Annotated in this window: 18 protein-coding genes and 1 pseudogene; 11 read left to right on the plus strand and 8 right to left on the minus strand. The window is 46.3% G+C overall.

What is annotated here, in order from left to right; all coding sequences use genetic code 11:
• Positions 1-143: 143 nt before the first annotated feature.
• Positions 144-1,274, plus strand: coding sequence for an alanine dehydrogenase (ald, locus tag ACQ5BJ_RS07180; RefSeq protein WP_005546262.1), 1,131 nt, complete (start codon positions 144-146; stop codon positions 1,272-1,274).
• A 206-nt stretch (positions 1,275-1,480) separates the two neighbouring features.
• Here the strand turns inward: ald and ACQ5BJ_RS07185 are convergent, their stop codons facing one another.
• Positions 1,481-2,533, minus strand: a complete 1,053-nt coding sequence (locus tag ACQ5BJ_RS07185) for a YeiH family protein (RefSeq protein ID WP_430109315.1) — start codon at positions 2,531-2,533, stop codon at positions 1,481-1,483.
• A gap of 423 nt (positions 2,534-2,956) precedes the next feature.
• On the opposite strand from ACQ5BJ_RS07185, the gene ACQ5BJ_RS07190 reads away from it, so the two are divergent.
• The 3 genes and pseudogenes from ACQ5BJ_RS07190 (at position 2,957) to ACQ5BJ_RS07200 (ending at position 4,593) form a co-directional block, all read left to right on the plus strand.
• Positions 2,957-3,040, plus strand: coding sequence for a putative holin-like toxin (locus ACQ5BJ_RS07190; protein WP_268593777.1), 84 nt, complete (start codon positions 2,957-2,959; stop codon positions 3,038-3,040).
• Between the two features lie 264 nt (positions 3,041-3,304).
• Positions 3,305-3,657, plus strand: a pseudogene (locus ACQ5BJ_RS07195) (DUF4260 domain-containing protein).
• 45 nt (positions 3,658-3,702) lie between these two features.
• Positions 3,703-4,593 (plus strand): LysR family transcriptional regulator, encoded by an 891-nt coding sequence (locus ACQ5BJ_RS07200; protein ID WP_005546255.1) that lies wholly within the window; start codon positions 3,703-3,705, stop codon positions 4,591-4,593.
• A gap of 1 nt (position 4,594) precedes the next feature.
• On the opposite strand, the gene ACQ5BJ_RS07205 is transcribed toward ACQ5BJ_RS07200, so the two are convergent.
• Both ACQ5BJ_RS07205 and ACQ5BJ_RS07210 read right to left on the minus strand, forming a co-directional pair.
• Entirely contained in the window at positions 4,595-5,440 is an 846-nt protein-coding gene (locus ACQ5BJ_RS07205) for an HAD family hydrolase (RefSeq protein WP_430109319.1), read from the minus strand.
• A gap of 83 nt (positions 5,441-5,523) precedes the next feature.
• Positions 5,524-6,984, minus strand: coding sequence for a PLP-dependent aminotransferase family protein (locus ACQ5BJ_RS07210; protein ID WP_430109321.1), 1,461 nt, complete (start codon positions 6,982-6,984; stop codon positions 5,524-5,526).
• Between the two features lie 110 nt (positions 6,985-7,094).
• Between ACQ5BJ_RS07210 and ACQ5BJ_RS07215 the strand changes: the two genes are divergently transcribed.
• Complete coding sequence (locus tag ACQ5BJ_RS07215; protein ID WP_430109324.1) at positions 7,095-7,742, plus strand: LysE family transporter; 648 nt, start codon at positions 7,095-7,097, stop codon at positions 7,740-7,742.
• A 98-nt stretch (positions 7,743-7,840) separates the two neighbouring features.
• Positions 7,841-8,632 carry an HAD-IIB family hydrolase gene (locus ACQ5BJ_RS07220; protein WP_268600099.1) on the plus strand — a complete coding sequence of 264 codons (792 nt, stop codon included), beginning with the start codon at positions 7,841-7,843 and terminating at the stop codon, positions 8,630-8,632.
• 275 nt (positions 8,633-8,907) lie between these two features.
• Here the strand turns inward: ACQ5BJ_RS07220 and ACQ5BJ_RS07225 are convergent, their stop codons facing one another.
• Positions 8,908-9,426, minus strand: a complete 519-nt coding sequence (locus tag ACQ5BJ_RS07225; RefSeq protein WP_430109328.1) for an NAD(P)H-dependent oxidoreductase — start codon at positions 9,424-9,426, stop codon at positions 8,908-8,910.
• Positions 9,427-9,800: 374 nt separating this feature from the next.
• Here ACQ5BJ_RS07225 and ACQ5BJ_RS07230 point away from each other — a divergent pair, with 374 nt between their 5' ends.
• From ACQ5BJ_RS07230 to ACQ5BJ_RS07240, 3 genes are all read left to right on the plus strand, one after another.
• Positions 9,801-10,091, plus strand: coding sequence for a winged helix-turn-helix transcriptional regulator (locus tag ACQ5BJ_RS07230; protein ID WP_367667399.1), 291 nt, complete (start codon positions 9,801-9,803; stop codon positions 10,089-10,091).
• 97 nt (positions 10,092-10,188) lie between these two features.
• The gene (locus ACQ5BJ_RS07235) at positions 10,189-10,497 is read left to right on the plus strand and encodes an antibiotic biosynthesis monooxygenase (protein ID WP_005546239.1); all 309 of its coding nucleotides are present in this window, start codon (positions 10,189-10,191) and stop codon (positions 10,495-10,497) included.
• Positions 10,498-10,525: 28 nt separating this feature from the next.
• Entirely contained in the window at positions 10,526-11,254 is a 729-nt protein-coding gene (locus ACQ5BJ_RS07240) for a 3-ketoacyl-ACP reductase (protein ID WP_268600102.1), read from the plus strand.
• Between the two features lie 128 nt (positions 11,255-11,382).
• Here ACQ5BJ_RS07240 and ACQ5BJ_RS07245 read toward each other — a convergent pair whose 3' ends face one another.
• The 3 genes from ACQ5BJ_RS07245 to ACQ5BJ_RS07255 form a co-directional block, all read right to left on the minus strand.
• Complete coding sequence (locus ACQ5BJ_RS07245) at positions 11,383-12,132, minus strand: alpha/beta hydrolase (RefSeq protein WP_289355985.1); 750 nt, start codon at positions 12,130-12,132, stop codon at positions 11,383-11,385.
• A 584-nt stretch (positions 12,133-12,716) separates the two neighbouring features.
• Complete coding sequence (locus tag ACQ5BJ_RS07250; protein WP_268600104.1) at positions 12,717-13,358, minus strand: GTP pyrophosphokinase; 642 nt, start codon at positions 13,356-13,358, stop codon at positions 12,717-12,719.
• A gap of 170 nt (positions 13,359-13,528) precedes the next feature.
• Complete coding sequence (locus tag ACQ5BJ_RS07255; protein WP_005546235.1) at positions 13,529-13,792, minus strand: YqkE family protein; 264 nt, start codon at positions 13,790-13,792, stop codon at positions 13,529-13,531.
• A gap of 336 nt (positions 13,793-14,128) precedes the next feature.
• Here ACQ5BJ_RS07255 and wecB point away from each other — a divergent pair, with 336 nt between their 5' ends.
• A complete protein-coding gene (gene wecB, locus ACQ5BJ_RS07260; protein WP_430109332.1) occupies positions 14,129-15,286 on the plus strand; it encodes a non-hydrolyzing UDP-N-acetylglucosamine 2-epimerase in 1,158 nt (385 codons plus the stop codon).
• Positions 15,287-15,423: 137 nt separating this feature from the next.
• On the opposite strand, the gene ACQ5BJ_RS07265 is transcribed toward wecB, so the two are convergent.
• On the minus strand, positions 15,424-15,765 hold the full coding sequence (locus ACQ5BJ_RS07265; RefSeq protein WP_005546232.1) for a cupin domain-containing protein: 342 nt from the start codon (positions 15,763-15,765) through the stop codon (positions 15,424-15,426).
• 344 nt (positions 15,766-16,109) lie between these two features.
• Here ACQ5BJ_RS07265 and ACQ5BJ_RS07270 point away from each other — a divergent pair, with 344 nt between their 5' ends.
• Positions 16,110-16,490, plus strand: a complete 381-nt coding sequence (locus ACQ5BJ_RS07270) for a VOC family protein (RefSeq protein WP_430109338.1) — start codon at positions 16,110-16,112, stop codon at positions 16,488-16,490.
• The last annotated feature ends 13 nt before the right edge of the window (positions 16,491-16,503 follow it).

Consider the following 16,503-nt stretch of genomic DNA (forward strand, 5'->3'; position numbering starts at 1 on the left):
TACGCAATTGTCCCTGGCTTTGTGGGAAATACACAAGGACAGGGTATTTTTTTTGGAGCTTGCAACAAAGCGCAAGCGTGATCGACGAATTATACTTAAATTGGATAACCAAACAGGTTCAGGATATATGAGGAGGCTATGCAATGATAATCGGAATTCCTATGGAAATTAAAAATAACGAAAATCGCGTTGCGCTCACCCCCGCTGGTGTAGCTGCATTCCATAAAGCCGGCCATCGTGTCATTATCGAACATGACGCTGGAATTGGAAGCGGTTTCGACAATGCCTCTTATGAACAGGCAGGAGCAACTATTATCCCTAGTGCAGCAGAAGTATGGGCACAGGCAGATATGATTATGAAAGTGAAGGAGCCCCTGTCATCCGAGTACGGTTATTTCCGTCCAGGGCTCATCTTGTTCACGTATTTGCACCTGGCGGCTGAACCTGAACTGGCTCGCGCCTTAATCGAGCACAAAGTAACGGCTCTCGCCTATGAGACCGTTGAAATCAACCGCACACTGCCTCTGCTCACTCCGATGAGTGAAGTGGCTGGCCGTATGTCAGCCCAAATTGGCGCACAGTTCCTTGAAAAGCCGCATGGCGGCATCGGAATCCTGCTTGGCGGTGTTCCAGGCGTACGTCGCGGCAAGGTTACAGTAATTGGCGGTGGTGTTGTCGGTACAAATGCAGCCAAGATCGCAGTGGGTCTTGGAGCAGACGTCACCATTATCGATATGAACGCAGATCGACTGCGCCAACTGGATGATCTGTTCGGCTCCAGCGTAAATACATTAATGTCCAACCCGCTCACGATAGCTGAGTCTGTAGCCGAATCCGACTTGGTTATCGGTGCAGTTCTCATTCCGGGTGCGAAAGCGCCGAAACTTGTCACGGAAGAGATGATTCGCTCCATGCAGCCTGGTTCTGTCGTCATCGATGTCGCAATCGATCAAGGCGGCATTTTCGAGACGGTTGATCGCATTACGACTCATGACGATCCGATTTACGTCAAGCATGGTGTCGTTCACTACGCTGTAGCAAATATGCCTGGTGCTGTGCCGCGCACATCAACGATGGCGCTTACGAATGTTACCGTTCCTTATGCACTCAGCATTGCGAATCTTGGGCTCGGCAGAGCATTGCAGAACAGTCAACCGCTTATGCGCGGCGTCAATACAGCCGGAGGCTCCATCACATACGAAGCAGTCGCTCGTGATCTTGCTCTTCCTTATGTGCCAGTGGAAGAGGCGCTGCATAATGCAAGCGTGATTTAGAATTTAGCGGCAAACAATATATCTTGCATTCTCCCCCTCAGGAGATGTCATAGTCATATTCTGTGCTTGGGACGCTCAGCAATTGGGCGTCTATTTTTTGTTCAGGGCAGAATGATAATAAAGCAAAAAGGTCAACAACCAATGTGTTGGTGTGTTGACCTCTTGTAAAAGTTCTTTCACATATCTTATTACTAGTAAATATTTATTTATGCCAAGCCGAACCAATGCACTAGCCCGAAGCCAAGAAAGGACAACAGAACGGAGCCAATGAATCCCGCCGCGAACGACTTCATCCCAAGTCTGCGGAACGCTGCGAGATCGACATTCAAGCCAAGCCCAGCCATCGCCATAGCAATGAGCATGTAAGCCGCAATAACAATATATCCAGCAATTGCTTCTGGTACAATTCCCAGTGAATTAAAGCCGCTGACAAGCAGGAATCCGAGAATGAACCAAGGAATTGGCACTTTTGCTTTCTTTACTCCAGCACTATCTCCCGCTTTCCTGCGGCTCTCACGCGACGACCAAATGCCAATGAGAATCGCTACAGGCACAAGCAGTGCTACACGTGTCAGCTTCACAATAACGGCCATATCGACCGCCGCGCTTCCCCCTGGGTCTGCCGCTGCTATCACGTGGGCAATCTCGTGCAGCGTCGCTCCGGCAAAAACGCCGTATCCATTATCCGAAAAACCGAGGATCGGGAACAAGAATGTATAGGCAAGTGTAAAAATAGTTCCTAAAATCGCAACCATGGCCGCGCCGATTGCCGTCTCCTCATCTTTCGCTTTAATTTGCGGTGCTATCGCCACTACGGCCGCCGCTCCACAAATCGCCGTTCCACATGCCGTCAGTATACCGAGTCGCTTATCCACCTTGAATAGTCTCGTAAGCCCATATACGACTGACAAAGTAAATGCAATTACGAGTACTGCGATAAAGAAAACCTTCGGGCCAGCACGTACAATATCCATGAGATCCAAGCGCATTCCGAGCAGAATGATTCCAAGTCGGAGCAGCTTCTTACTTGAAAAGTTCGTTCCCGCTATGATTTGTTTAGGCACCCCGATTGTGGCGCGCCACATGATGCCAATCAGTATTGCGATGACAAGCTGTCCCATAATGCTAAGGAACGGCAATCCTGCAAGCAGCTTCGCTGCAACTGCGATAATTAGCGTCAAAGCAATCCCAAGCGCAAATCCGCTATATTGTTTATTTCGCTTCGGCTTCGTGGCCAGGAGCACTTCCCCGTTATTCATATCCATCCCCCATCTTTCAGCAGGCGCAGCCTGATCCTTACGATGATTACTATAAATGGCTTCGCTCGCAAGGGGAAATACGGATATGCAATCCCTAGCATAAGGAAAACTTATTGTCATTATATTTATCTATTCATAGATAGCATTTATGGTGCCTCTATCCGTTGATGTTGGCTATTTGCCAAGCATGTTCATGATAAATGCAAAACACCTCCAGGCTGTCTTCCCATCTTGTGATAGAAAAACTTATCCATGGAGGTGCTTGAATGGTCTCATAGTTAGGGTTAGTCCGCTCAATATATCGTATATTGCGAAACATGCAATTATATATTCTGACTATAGAAAATTATGGTATGATACAAGAGTACAACTGATTCGGCATGAAGGGCGGTCGGCAAGTCTCCCTGACGGGAGGTGATGCCTATGACAGTGTTCGAAGCACTAACGCTAATGATTAGCTTTGGTACGCTTATTGTAGCGCTGTTATCGTTTAATAAACGGAAATAGACCGCCCCGTAGCAAGGTATCGGTCTATTTCATGTCCGTCTTTACAGCCGACCGTTCTTACATGCGGCCGTTGTACAGGGATCGTGCTACCAACACGATCCCTTTATTCATTGTATCTCTCTTATTACATATTATACCTTATTGCTGCTGCGAATCAACTTGCAAAATCACACCTTTTCTTCAAAAACTGCCTCTGCCCACTCTTACCCTGCCGGCAATGATTGCGCAAGAGTTTACCTTTACAACAAGATTGGAGGATAATAAATGACAGGAAGTAAAGCATTATTACATGTAGAAGGATTGTTCGTATTATTAGGATGCATCTATTTTTACGAATATCATCAATTTAACTGGCTGCTGTTTTTTGCTTTGTTGTTTGTTCCCGATGTATCCATGATCGGTTATGTCGTTAGTAATAAAGCAGGCGCTTTTATTTATAATGTACTCCATACGTACAGTGTATCACTCGCAACCGTGATGTGCGGATTTCTGTTGTCCAATCAAGCGGTCTTAGCAGTGGGGATCATATGGACGGCCCATATTGGCATGGATCGAATGCTTGGATATGGTTTAAAGTATGCGACAACATCAAAGATACTCATTTGAGCCGATTATAGATCTCATTTTTCATGGATAAGAATTCACGGAGGTTCGTTCACCCTATGATTGTAGATACAATGAAGGTATATGTAGCGGTCGTGGAACAGCGCAATTTCTCGCGAGCCGCCGAGCTGCTCCATCTGTCTCAGCCCGGCGTCAGCCAGCATATCCGCAACTTGGAGCAGGAATTCGGGGTGCAGCTCATTCACCGCTCCCCTAAGCATGTTAAGTTGACCGAAGCTGGAGAAATATTATATAAGCATGCCAAGGAAATGATTGCCCGTTATGAAGCAGCACGCGAAGACATCGGCCTGCTTCGGGATGAGGTTACAGGATCACTGCGGATCGGAGCCAGTTTCACGATCGGAGAATATATATTGCCTCGTATCGTGGCTTCATTCGCTCGTCAATACCCGAGCGTAGATGTCCAAGTGACAATCGCCAACACCGAACAAATTGCCCAATCCGTACGTGCGAATGAGTTGGATATCGGGCTTGTAGAAGGCAAAATCGAATATAAAGACCTTCAGCTTGGCACTCCGTTCATGGAGGATGAGATGGTACTCGTCGTATCGCCCAACCATTCATTTGCTTCCATGCCCACCATCGAGCCGAGCATGCTGCATGACGAGGTATGGGTGCTGCGTGAGCAGGGTTCGGGAACAAGAGCTTACAGCGATCAATTCATGAGCGATCTGAAGCTGCACATCAAGCGTTCTTATGTGTTCAACAGCAGTCAAAGTGTGAAGGAAGCCGTCATGGCCGGACTCGGGATCGCAATGCTTTCTTATTGGGTAATTCGTAAAGAGCAGGAACATGGCGAGCTGCGCTTAGTTCACGTTAAGGGCAAGAGCGTCAAGCGGGCGTTCCACATCCTCCAAGATAATAATGCTTCCGCCACGATGGCCATGACGATGTTCATCGAACAGGTTCGGCATTTCAAAATGCGGTAATCTACTCTTTGTTCGCTATTGCGGCCAAGCATGCAGGCAGTTCATGAATGCTGCGAATAACGAAATCGGGTCTAATCTGCTCCGGCAGTTCCGATCTATCATCATCTCCGAACAGCTTCGTATACAAGCTCTGGCTTTCCCGCTGAAGCTGTTGGCTGCATATCGGCACAAAGGCTGGTTCATACATGCGTTGTTCAGGAGCGAGCTGTTGCAATTCCTGCGGCAGCTTGCGGTGCACCAGGATAGAAGCAGTTCCGAATTGATTGGCCATATACACATCATGATCCAGCCGATCCCCAACATGCGCGGCAATTGAACCGTACTGGCGAACAGCATGGAGCATATGCATATCAGGTTTGCCGCCTCCTGCAGTCTCTGGGGTAACAATTCGCTCGAAATATTGGGCAATGCCTAGAGCTTCAAGCACTGGAAACTGGTATTTATAATATCCGTTCGTTGCTACCGCCAATCGGTATCCGTGCTGACTCAACTGCTCCAGAACAGGCTTAACGCCTCCTTCTAGCAAATAGACCTTCGCAGGCGGCACCGCATGCTTGCGTACAAGCTGCTCTACCTGAATATCAATACTTTGTTCGGCACCTAGTTCAGCAAGCACTTGCCGCAGCATATCGTCCCAATCATAAGCGCGAACTGTCTTACCCGCCTCCATTCGCTTACGATGTTCCTCATAAAGAAGCTTTCCCATATCAAAGCCAGCATCATCGTCAACATCAATGCCGGTTCTCAATTGCTCCCGTACGACACTTGTAATCTCCGGAAAGATCCATGCAGCAAATGGATTCTGCATCAACGTTCCATCCAAGTCAAATGTAATCCAGCTGTTCATTCGCTCGTCCCCGTCCCTTCCCTTTTCCCTTCTAAACTTTTTACCTTTAGAATGTCGTTGACAGAAGTCAGGCAATCAGGCATTCATCCAAACCATGCCTGTCTGAGTCGTTCTACTCCCTCTCTTATCTGGATCAGACTGAGTCCACCGAAGCCGATGAGCAAGGAAGGCTGTTCGTCTTCCTCCTGCTTAATTCGATAAATCGAGGTCGGATACACCTTAACTCCAACTGTTCTTGCCGCATCGATTAATTGCTGTTCACTATATTCATGCTTCACTTGAAGCTTGATATGAAGTCCGGAATGCTGCCCTATCACACGGACTCGATCACCCATTTCTTCACTTAACGCTGTCAACAGTGTGCTGTGCTTTTCTTGGTACAGCTTGCGCATTTTCCGCAGATGCTTGTCCCAATGCCCTTCTGTCATGAACCGCTCCATTGTCATCTGATGCAGCTTTGAGGCCGTCTGCTCATAAGCAGCGAATTCAAGCCTATACCGCGCTAGAAGCCACGGAGGAAGCACCATATAGCTTAATCGAATGGAAGGAAGCAGGGACTTGGAGAATGTGCCCACGTATACGACCCGGCCATGCCCATCCAGCCCTTGCAGCGAGGGAACTGGCTTCGCTCCATATTTGAATTCTCCGTCATAATCATCCTCGATAATGATGCTTTCCCGTTCGTTCGCCCATTGCAGCAGCTGCATCCGCTTCGCGATAGACATCACCATGCCTTGAGGAAACTGATGCGACGGCGTTACGTATACCGCACCAGCACTCCGTTCTCTTAGATGCTGTACAGATATTCCTTCGGACTCAAGTGGAATAGGCACTATCTCGTAACCATTATGATAAAAAATCGCCCGTGCGCCGTCATATCCCGGCTCCTCCATCGCAATGGAATGCGTATCTTTGCGAATCAACTGACAGATAAGCATCAACAATTGTTGAATGCCAGCCCCCATCACAATCTGCTCAGGCGTACAATGTACTCCTCTTGATTGGTATAAATATCGAGCAATCGCTCTGCGCAATCCTGCTTCACCCTGACGATGTCCGTATTGAAGCGCCTCATCCCGTCTATGTCGAAATAAATCATTTGCAAGCTTGCGCCATACGATCAACGGGAACCTTTCCCTGTCTACGTTGCCATGACGAAAATCAATTTCAATTCCTGCATCCGTATCGAATGCATTCTTTTCATCATCTAAAGAAGCCGTTAATGGCTGCGCCAGCTCTCGTTCAAGCTCTCGTTCGGCTCCTTTCTCGCCACTCTCCGCTTGCTTCACACCTCCTTCAATCGGCATGACGAACAAACCAATTCGGGAGCGGTTCTCTACGTACCCTTCTGCAATTAACTGCTGATAGGCCGCCTCAACCGTATTGCGGCTTAGATGCAAATGTGCCGCCAATGTTCGAATAGATGGAAGCCGCGTGCCTGCTGTCAATGTTCCATTCCAGATTTGCTTCGCTATGTAGCTGTATAATTGCAAATACTTCGGTTCCGAAGAATGATCATCAATATGCGGAGTCAGTTCAAGCATTTCCCCATCACCTCTGTCCCCAATTAAATCTACAAATCTGCCACTTATCAACAGGACAGATAACCAGTACAATAGTACCATTATTTCGCAAGAACAGGAAGGAAGATCAGATGGCTAGCATATGGTTCAGCTATGTATTGCTCGGGCTGTCTCTCTCAGCCCCCGTCGGTCCAATCAGCATCGCTCAGATCAAGGCCGGATTAAAAAATGGGTTCTGGAACGCTTGGTTCCTGGGGCTCGGCGCCATGAGCACGGATGTTATTTTCATGCTGCTTATCTACTATGGAGCCGCTTCGTTCTTAACAACACCGTTCGCTAAGCTCATTCTATGGACGGCAGGGTTCATATTGCTGCTGTATCTTGGATATGAAAGTTTTCGTGAAGCCAGATCTACAGTCCAGATCTCCGATTCCGATTCCGATGCCAAGAAGCAGCATGTCGGTTCCTCTTTTTTATCGGGCTTTTTACTGGCGTTATCCAACCCGCTTAACATCGTATTTTGGATCGGCATATATGGCTCCGTTATGGCAACAACCATGGATGTGTTAGGCAAGCAGGATACCTTGCTATATAGCAGCGCTATCATTGTCGGTATTTGTATATGGGATCTTTTCGTCGCTGCTGTGACCCATTTCAGCCGCAGAGCCATTACCCCACGCATCATGCAATATGTATCGATTACAGCAGGCATTGTATTTATCGGGTTTGGCATCTATTTCGGCTACTGTGCAGTCAAGCAAGCCCTTTCGTTTTTTTAAACTAATATTCCTGCCAGCATTGCTGCTTACAACTTACAACTTACAACTTATAACTTGCATACAGAAAACATACATTCAGTCAAAGGAGAACATCTTACATGCACTTCATTTTTGATATTGATGGTACGATTTCATTCAAAGGACAGCCTGTCTCTGCTCCAATTATGAATTGCCTTGCACGCATACAAGAAGCTGGACATATCGTAGGCTTCGCTTCGGCACGTCCTTGCCGGGATATGCTTCCTGTCCTGGATGAACGCTTTCACCACAACCTGCTCATCGGCGCCAACGGTGCCATGACCTATTTCCAAGGTGAGCGTCTAGCGTCAAGCCCGCTTCCGCAGGCAACAGCCGATGCGATTATGAGCTTGCTGCATCAATATGAAGCGGCCTACCTTGTTGATGATGAGTGGAACTATGCGCACAACTTGGAGGGGACACATCCGTTCCTATTCCATGTCGATCCGCTGCGCCTAGCTGCTTGTTTACCTATGAATGAAATTTATAATGTGATCAAGATTCTCGTTCTAGGCAGCAATCGCTTAGAGGAGCTAACGGAAAAACTGAAGTCGCTGGATACAACGCTCCATTACCACTCCGCGGAAGGCATCGTTGATATGACAAGCATCGGTGTCAACAAAATGGCTGCACTTCGCTCGTTTGGGATTATCCCTGGACAATTCGTCTGCTTCGGCAATGATATGAATGATATTCCGATGTTTCAGCAGGCTGGCTATTCTGTTGCAATTGGAAGCTTCGACAAGCTGCTTCCGCTTGCATCATGTAACATTCCTGTCGACAGCGATACAGAAGAACGCATTATTGCGAAGCTTGAAGAACTGGCGTTTGGCAACGGAATTCCAGGGAATGCAGCGTCAACGTCTGCATAAGCACGTCCTTCAACATAGATAACGATGAACGGGTAATCGAAACGGATAGGAACATCCCAATAACTCGAAGAGAGCTCAATTGTCCACTTTTTAGTGGATGTTGAGTTCTTTTTTTGTCTCCATATCACACCAATAAAACAAAAAGGCCGAGTTAAAGGAAACATGCACATTCCCTTAACCCAACCTTTTTTTCAAATTTAAAGTTCGTCTCACAGCTAGGTGAACCTACTTTGCGGCACTCCTATTCGTTATACTCCGCCTACTTACATCAGCTCCTATTTCAACAGATAGGATACATAGTCCTTGACACTATTCTGAATCGCAGCCTCTTCCGCTCCCATTGCTCCATGGAATACGAATGCAGGCAGGTATGTTGTGCCGATCAGATTGCTAGTCGCCTGGAACGGCTTCAGCAGCTCACTCATGGAATAATGATTAAACCCGCCCGCCTGATACTTCTCTTGCGGGCTTCCGGTCGATATAGCCAGCATAAGCTCCTTGCCATGCAAGTGATCGCCGCCCGTGCCATATGCCCAGCCATATGTAAGCACACTGTCCAGCCATTGCTTCATCAATGCCGGCGAGCTGTACCAATAGAATGGAAACTGCCATACGATGCGGTCATGACTTTCAATCAACGCCTGCTCCTTCTGTACGTCAATCTGTCCATTGGGATATTCCTTGTACAGCTCGTGTACAGTAATGTTGTCATGCTTGCGCAGCTCTTCGACCCAAGCACGGTTAACGTTAGAGGCATCCAAATTCGGATGTGCAACTATGACAAGCACCTTCATGATATTCCTCCCCTTCTGTGCATACAGTATCATCATTAATTTTAGCACAATACATGATTCATTACCTATCATGCCTTACTCATAGTCTGTACTTGCATAGCCTCCTTATCTGATCTAGCCAATCGAAGCCATGAGCTCGTCCTGTTCCCCACTGTTTCTTGCAAAGTCTCAGCATTGTCACCACCGACATTATTGCACTATACTAAATGAAGTGTAATAAGAGAAGGGGGCTTCACATGTCAACTCCAGAACAAACCACACATACACCTTGCCAAGAAGGAACATTACACGCTTCGGCCTCCCTAGATACAACACATGAGTATGAATCTCCCGTGGATACGGCCTCGATCACTGCTTGTCCCATTGAGCATACGATGCATATTATCGGGGGGAAGTGGACTTTTCTAATATTGCGCGATTTGTTTTACGGGACAAAGCGATTCGGCGAGCTGGAACGCGCACTCCATGGCATCAGTCCACGCACGCTCTCACTACGATTGAAGGAACTGGAGCAGCAGAACATTATTCAACGAACCGTCTATTCCGAAATCCCTCCACACGTCGAATATTCATTAACGGAGAGGGGAATTACGCTTCGTCCCATATTTGATGCCATGAAGGAATGGGGAACAAGATGGAATGTGCTTGGTAATACTCACGAGTGAGTGTGATCTTGTCCAACAGTTCGAGTATAATAGAGAGGCAGATATACAATCTGTACAAATGAACATGAATTTCATAATGCACACAGGAGGCGATAGCATGTTAGTCGTGACGAACACAATCCGAATTAAAGAAGGATTCGGGAAGCAAGTGGCAGAGCGATTCGCGCAGGCCAAGGGCGTACAGCAAATGAGCGGATTTGTCCGCTTGGAGGTATGGCTCGGTCCAGGTCAGGAAGGCGAAGAAGAACTGAAGGTCTGTACGGTGTGGGAGAATGAGGAGTCATTCCGCAACTGGACATCTAGCGATACCTTCCGCGAATCCCACCGGGGTGCCAGCGACAGCAAGCAGTACATGCTGGGTGCTTCTTTGAACAAATACGAGCTTGTTGTTAGTCATAACGGTTAAGCATAAAAAGGTAAAGGAGATCAAAAATATGAAATTGCAAGATCTTACGAACAAAACCGCACTTATTACTGGCGCAGGCAAAGGTATTGGCAAAGCGTTGGCCGAATCGTTAGCGCAGGAAGGCGTACATCTTGGCCTCATCGCCCGTACAGCCGCTGATCTTGAAGCTCTAAAAGCCGAACTTACTGCGAAATATGATATCCGCGTCGCGATCGCAACGGCTGATGTTGCAGTACAAGAGGACGTCAATCGCGCCGTTGCTTCTCTTTCGGAGCAGCTTGGCGCTATCCACATTGTCATTAATAACGCAGGCATTGCCATGTTCGGCAAGTTGGTCGATATGGATCCGCAAGAATGGGAGCGCATTATCCAAGTCAATTTGATGGGCACCTACTATGTTACTCGTGCAGTGCTCCCTGCCATGATTGAACAGAATGAAGGAAGTATTATCAATATTTCTTCAACTGCTGGAGAACGTGGGTTTGCAACAGGTTCTGCCTACAATGCATCCAAGTTCGCAGTTATGGGCATGACCGAAGCGCTCATGCAGGAAGTTCGCAAGCATAATATCCGCGTAACTGCATTGACGCCAAGCACCGTAAATACAGAACTCGCAGTAAATGCGGGGCTCAACATCGGAGACGAGGATCGCATGATGCAGCCTGAGGATGTAGCCGAGCTTGCACTAGCTGCGCTTAAGCTGCCGCAGCGTGTCTTTGTGAAGACTGCTGGTATTTGGACAACCAATCCACAGTAATGATCATTTCGTTCCATACATCGGAAATACTTGCAGCACATGCAGGCTGGCCAAGGGAAATTCTCTTTTGGCCAGCCTTTGTTTTTAATCATTCCGTACACATTACCGCAGCCCTCATACCCCCGTACTTAATCCCGCCCTGCTTCAATAAGCTTCTCCGCAACGAGATGCGGTTGAATATGAAATGGGGTCATATGATCGCCATGTGCCGTTATGAGCCGGAACAGCCCTAATCGACTTGACATATGGGGGTGCCAGCCATACTGCTCCCCTTGAGGCAGCGCAGTATCATCCGTTAAGTACAAGTAGCTTCTGGGCATAGGTAAACGATAGAATTTCGACAGATCCAGCTTCTCAAACAATGGCCCTGCAGGCTCTGGTGTAACCGTACAATAGACATGATACGCCAGCTCAATACTGGCATTGTTCATGAATGTCTCCCTCCATACGGTAAAAGGCAGCATAATGGTATTGTCAGATGATTGTTGTGCCAGCTGCGCCCACTCCTCTTTGCTTTGCGGCGGTATTTCATCTGCAGCACTATATCCATCGCGTACAACAAATGCATCCATAAAGACAAGCCGACGTATACGATCAGGGACATGTTCTACCGTCTTGCAAATAACCGTACCGCCAAAGCTGTGCCCAACCAGTACAACATTTGAGAGTTGATAGTGCTTGATACAATGAACGACTGCATCCACATACATGGCATGCGTTACATTTTTATTCCAATCCATCCCATGTCCTGGCAAATTCGGAGCGTACACCCTATGCCCCATACTGTGCAGAACTTCGGCCGTTCTTGACCAATAACGGCAATCCCCCCATGCTCCGTGAACAAGAACAAAAGTAAGGGATTGGTCACACCAGTTCATATACCTTGCATCCTCGAACTCTTGCTGCATCTTCATATTTGCATAAGATGATTGATTTTCCGACTTGAATCCCCCATATCCTCCATTCCTTTCATGGCTCATTGCAACGCTCCCTTCACTCATCTAAAATAACGTTCCCTTAGAAAGAACCCTATTTCATATGTATGAGCAACAGGAGGGAATAAGCATCTGAGTCTTAACATGAATAGCAAGGCTGTAAAATACAAGTGGTGTTCAACGCTTACGTAAAAATTTTGAATCTTGGTTAAGGTAATGTAGTAGTTAGTCAAAAGTGGGGGGTAATCATGGGAAAATAGATGCCTCTTGTAGTTTATTGGAAGACGGGGGAAGAAAAAATGTGACACTTCATCAGGAGCAAGCATGCTGTTCGGATTCCGACCATTTATCGGGAACAAGGAGTTCATTTCTTTCAATCGAATGGTATGCCCCTTCTGAATATATGCTTATTTGCGTTCCCATGCGGAGTACCTCGCTAAGTGGCATGGGATCAAATAATCGTTCGAGATAAAACAATAGGCCTTCCTTTTGAAGGAAAGCCTATTTGCCTTTTATTTTATTTTTATTTATTTCAACAGCTGATTCCGAAGCATGGACATTTGCTGATCCATTTGAAATGCCGATTTGGATAGCTCAAATAATTGGGTGCGTGCATCCTCGGGCACTTCGCCGCCTTCATATTTATAGTTCAGCTTATGTTCTGTAGCAGCCCAGAAATCCATCGAAGACGTTCTCAACTGAATTTCGGCTGGTACCCACAGCACTTCCTGCGAAAGAATGACCTGTGTCTTGACAACCATATGCAAGCTCTTGTAGCCGCTTGGCTTTGGGTTCTGAATGTAATCTTTTACTTGCAGCACTTGGATGTCTTCACGTTGTTCGATATGTTCTTTCATCATATATACGTCATCAAGAAATGTAGTGACAATCCGCAAACCAGCAATGTCACGGATGTTATTTTGTACAGATTCCATGGAAAATGGAATTCTCTTTTTTTCTATTTTTTTGAGCAAGGATAGTGGGTTTTTCACCCGTGCCTTCATATGTTCGATCGGGGAATATCCAAACTTTGTCTTCCATTCCAAATCAATAATTTGAAAGTCGCTTTGCAGCTCGTTCAGAGCCATTTCATATTGACGGAAAAATCCGCCCCAATGCTTCTGTATCGCTTCGAACAATTCAAATTTGTTTAAGATAGGCAAGTTCATGTTGTTTCCTCCAAATAATATGTGAACAATGTAACAATCCTATATAAACTAGATTACATCCTCTTGAACCAGAGATCAAATGCACATAACGTGAATGAGAGATCTTTAAAGCTCATAAGTGCTGACCATATGTAACAAAAGCGTGAGACGCTCTCGTCTGCACGCTTTTGTTAATTTTTAAATTTTCGCCAATCCATGCTGCTGTTATTCAATAAGTACTCAAAGTTATTATCAAGCTTCTTCTGCTCCACACGGCGAGCCTCTTCCGCCTTCTGTCGTTCCACTTCCTTGCGGTTATCTTCCTGAACCTTCAGTTCTTTGGCTTGTGCCTTCAACTTGTCCAGCACCTCGGAACTTAACAAGTCCTTCAATGTGGCTGGCTTCTCTGCTGTGTTCTGAGTCGGAGCAACTGCTGTTCTGCGTTTCTTCCCCATTTCGATCACCTCGATTTCATTATCATTATATCAGTTATCCTTTTGCCGTTCCATGTGTCCACATATTTTCCTTATCTGATGGTTGTCCATTATACACTCTCTAACCCACCTGGCATAATCGAAAAAACTTTGAATCAGTCTTGTCTCCGCTTTAATTTCCCCGACATTTTTATGACAATAATCAATAACAGTGATGTAATGCCTTCTCTATCAAAATATTCGTCAAAGAAAATATGATCTCCTTCGCTTCATCCCTCGAACTTATGACTTACCCAACCTCATGTGGTAATATTAGGAATGTTCCATATTAGAATCGAGGTAGAGGGGGCTTTCCATATGAATACAAAGAAGAAAATCATGGTCATTTTCGGGACAAGGCCGGAAGCTACCAAGATGTGCCCTGTCGTGCAGGAATTGAAGCAGCAATCTGATTGGTTCGATACAAAAGTTGTTGTTACCGGACAGCACCGAGAGCAGCTCTATCAGGCTCTCTCCCATTTTTCTCTATCGCCTGATCTTGATTTACGCTTAATGAAAGAGAATCAGTCTCTCGCCTATTTCACGTCCGCTGCTATCGCTGGACTCGACAATGTACTTGCAGAGGATAAGCCGGATATGATCCTTGTTCACGGCGATACGCAAACAGCGATGTGCGGTGGGCTTGCGGCATTTTTTCACAAAATCCCAGTTGGACATGTAGAAGCAGGCTTGCGTTCGCACAACAAATACTCCCCATGGCCAGAGGAAGTAAACCGTAGAATTGTCGATGCGGTAACCGATTTGCTGTTTGCGCCAACTTCTGTTGGAAAGGATAATCTTCTGCGTGAAGGGTATAGCGAGGGGCATATTTACATAACAGGCCAAACTGCTGTAGACGCCGCTTTGCAGACTTATAAGGAAAATTATACGTTCAGTGAAGCTGCATTACATGCACTTGTCCAGCATCAAGGCAGAATCATTACAGTGACGGCCCATCGTCGGGAGAATTATGGAACTCCAATGCAAAACATGTTCCGAGCCATTCGCCGAATTGTAGATGAACATCCTGATACTGCTATCATCTATCCTGTTCATATGAGTCCAGTCGTCCGAGATGCAGCTCACACGCTTCTATCCGGACATGATCGCATTCATTTGCTCAATACGCTGGAATACCCGGATATGATCAACCTGCTTGCCCGTTCCTATCTGATTATGAGCGATTCCGGCGGCTTGCAAGAAGAAACAACGGTGTTCAATAAGCCGCTTGTTCTGATGCGAGACACGACAGAACGTCCGGAAGCAGTGGATGCCAATATGGTTGCCCTTGCGGGAACCGAGGAGGACTCGATTTTCAATATTGCGAACCGACTGCTTTCAGATGAGCAGACTTACCTAGGGATGACCAAGGCAAGCAATCCATTTGGCGATGGACAAGCTTCCAAGCGCATCGTTCAGATCATCGCGAACCACTTGGGTTTTACCTCGGAGCAGACAATCCCATTTAAAGGATAGAGAACGTTACATTCGAACAGCATGGCGCATCTGTTGCCATACCAATAGTGCCCCTAAGATTAGGTGATGGATATCTACCACGGTATCCTGCCCTATCCCCAGGGGCACTATGTCATTCGCCTTATGCAACGCTATGATTACATATTTTGGGCATAGCGCTCACATGGCGTTTTCGTCAAAATAACATACAGGCTGGAATCGGCATCTGTCCCGTTGCGATAAGCAAAATTTTCGTCTCCAGCAATATGAAGGATATCTCCTTCTGCAACTTCAGTCTCCACCCCATTGACAGTCACTGTCCCGCTTCCGTCCAGAACTAAGATATATACATCAGCTCCCGGATGATTATGTGTCGGCAATTCGGCTCCTCGGCTGAAGTTCAACACGAAAATAACGTTGTCTCCATCCTTATGAATGATTCGTTTCGTAAATCTGCCTTCTACATATTCCTGAAATTGGGATACATGATTTTTTTGCATGAGATCTCACCTTCCAATATTGTAAATGAATCTATTTTCCGATCTTCGACGAGGGAAACATTCCTGTCCTGCACCTATTATATAGGACGGATCCAAAAACATTGTGATTATAATCACATAACAAAATAGAATACTTTCCCCAATTACCAAGCGTCATATACAACTATGACGTTGAAGCAATCCCTAATCTTAATTTTATAATCCTATCGTGTAATCAAAATAAAGGAATTGGAGCTGCGATTGATGAACTGCTGTCTTCCCGTCTGTTTGCTTGCAATCCAAGTCCAGAAATTGTACCATCGAACATGGATTCAGCAAATTCAATGAGAAGTGGAGAATGACCTATGATCAATCAAATCGGACAAGTTATGCTGTATGTAAATGATCAAGACCAAGCCGTGCAATTTTGGACAGAAAAGGTCGGCTTCGTTGTCGTATCGGAAGATAACAACGGACAAGGTATGAAATGGATTGAAATCGCCCCTGCACAAGGTGCTCAAACCTCCTTCGTGCTTCATAACAAGCAGCTTATTGCCCAGATGCAGCCAGAGCTTAACCTTGGCACACCTTCGATCATGCTATTCTCCGACAATCTCGATGGACTGTATGAAGATTTCAAGGATAAAGGCATTACGGTCGGTGAATTAGTGACCATGCCCACAGGCCGCTTATTCAACTTTGCAGACAGCGAAAACAACTATTTTGCGGTTATGGAGAAAAAATAAACCCGTTTTCCAA

The sequence above is a fragment of the Paenibacillus sp. B1-35 genome (genome assembly GCF_050474385.1).
GTDB classification, from domain to species: domain Bacteria; phylum Bacillota; class Bacilli; order Paenibacillales; family Paenibacillaceae; genus Paenibacillus_B; species Paenibacillus_B alvei.

What these genes read in the sequence shown, in the direction of transcription:
- ACQ5BJ_RS07200 (WP_005546255.1), top strand. Translation starts at nt 3,703, where the DNA reads ATGATTGTAGATACAATGAAGGTATATGTAGCGGTCGTGGAACAGCGC.
- ACQ5BJ_RS07235 (WP_005546239.1), top strand. Translation starts at nt 10,189, where the DNA reads ATGTTAGTCGTGACGAACACAATCCGAATTAAAGAAGGATTCGGGAAG.
- ACQ5BJ_RS07190 (WP_268593777.1), top strand. Translation starts at nt 2,957, where the DNA reads ATGACAGTGTTCGAAGCACTAACGCTAATGATTAGCTTTGGTACGCTT.
- ACQ5BJ_RS07205 (WP_430109319.1), bottom strand. Translation starts at nt 5,440, where the DNA reads ATGAACAGCTGGATTACATTTGACTTGGATGGAACGTTGATGCAGAAT.
- ACQ5BJ_RS07270 (WP_430109338.1), top strand. Translation starts at nt 16,110, where the DNA reads ATGATCAATCAAATCGGACAAGTTATGCTGTATGTAAATGATCAAGAC.
- ACQ5BJ_RS07225 (WP_430109328.1), bottom strand. Translation starts at nt 9,426, where the DNA reads ATGAAGGTGCTTGTCATAGTTGCACATCCGAATTTGGATGCCTCTAAC.
- ACQ5BJ_RS07240 (WP_268600102.1), top strand. Translation starts at nt 10,526, where the DNA reads ATGAAATTGCAAGATCTTACGAACAAAACCGCACTTATTACTGGCGCA.
- ACQ5BJ_RS07250 (WP_268600104.1), bottom strand. Translation starts at nt 13,358, where the DNA reads ATGAACTTGCCTATCTTAAACAAATTTGAATTGTTCGAAGCGATACAG.
- wecB (WP_430109332.1), top strand. Translation starts at nt 14,129, where the DNA reads ATGAATACAAAGAAGAAAATCATGGTCATTTTCGGGACAAGGCCGGAA.
- ACQ5BJ_RS07255 (WP_005546235.1), bottom strand. Translation starts at nt 13,792, where the DNA reads ATGGGGAAGAAACGCAGAACAGCAGTTGCTCCGACTCAGAACACAGCA.
- ACQ5BJ_RS07265 (WP_005546232.1), bottom strand. Translation starts at nt 15,765, where the DNA reads ATGCAAAAAAATCATGTATCCCAATTTCAGGAATATGTAGAAGGCAGA.
- ACQ5BJ_RS07185 (WP_430109315.1), bottom strand. Translation starts at nt 2,533, where the DNA reads ATGAATAACGGGGAAGTGCTCCTGGCCACGAAGCCGAAGCGAAATAAA.
- ACQ5BJ_RS07245 (WP_289355985.1), bottom strand. Translation starts at nt 12,132, where the DNA reads ATGAACTGGTGTGACCAATCCCTTACTTTTGTTCTTGTTCACGGAGCA.
- ald (WP_005546262.1), top strand. Translation starts at nt 144, where the DNA reads ATGATAATCGGAATTCCTATGGAAATTAAAAATAACGAAAATCGCGTT.
- ACQ5BJ_RS07230 (WP_367667399.1), top strand. Translation starts at nt 9,801, where the DNA reads ATGCATATTATCGGGGGGAAGTGGACTTTTCTAATATTGCGCGATTTG.
- ACQ5BJ_RS07220 (WP_268600099.1), top strand. Translation starts at nt 7,841, where the DNA reads ATGCACTTCATTTTTGATATTGATGGTACGATTTCATTCAAAGGACAG.
- ACQ5BJ_RS07210 (WP_430109321.1), bottom strand. Translation starts at nt 6,984, where the DNA reads ATGCTTGAACTGACTCCGCATATTGATGATCATTCTTCGGAACCGAAG.
- ACQ5BJ_RS07215 (WP_430109324.1), top strand. Translation starts at nt 7,095, where the DNA reads ATGGCTAGCATATGGTTCAGCTATGTATTGCTCGGGCTGTCTCTCTCA.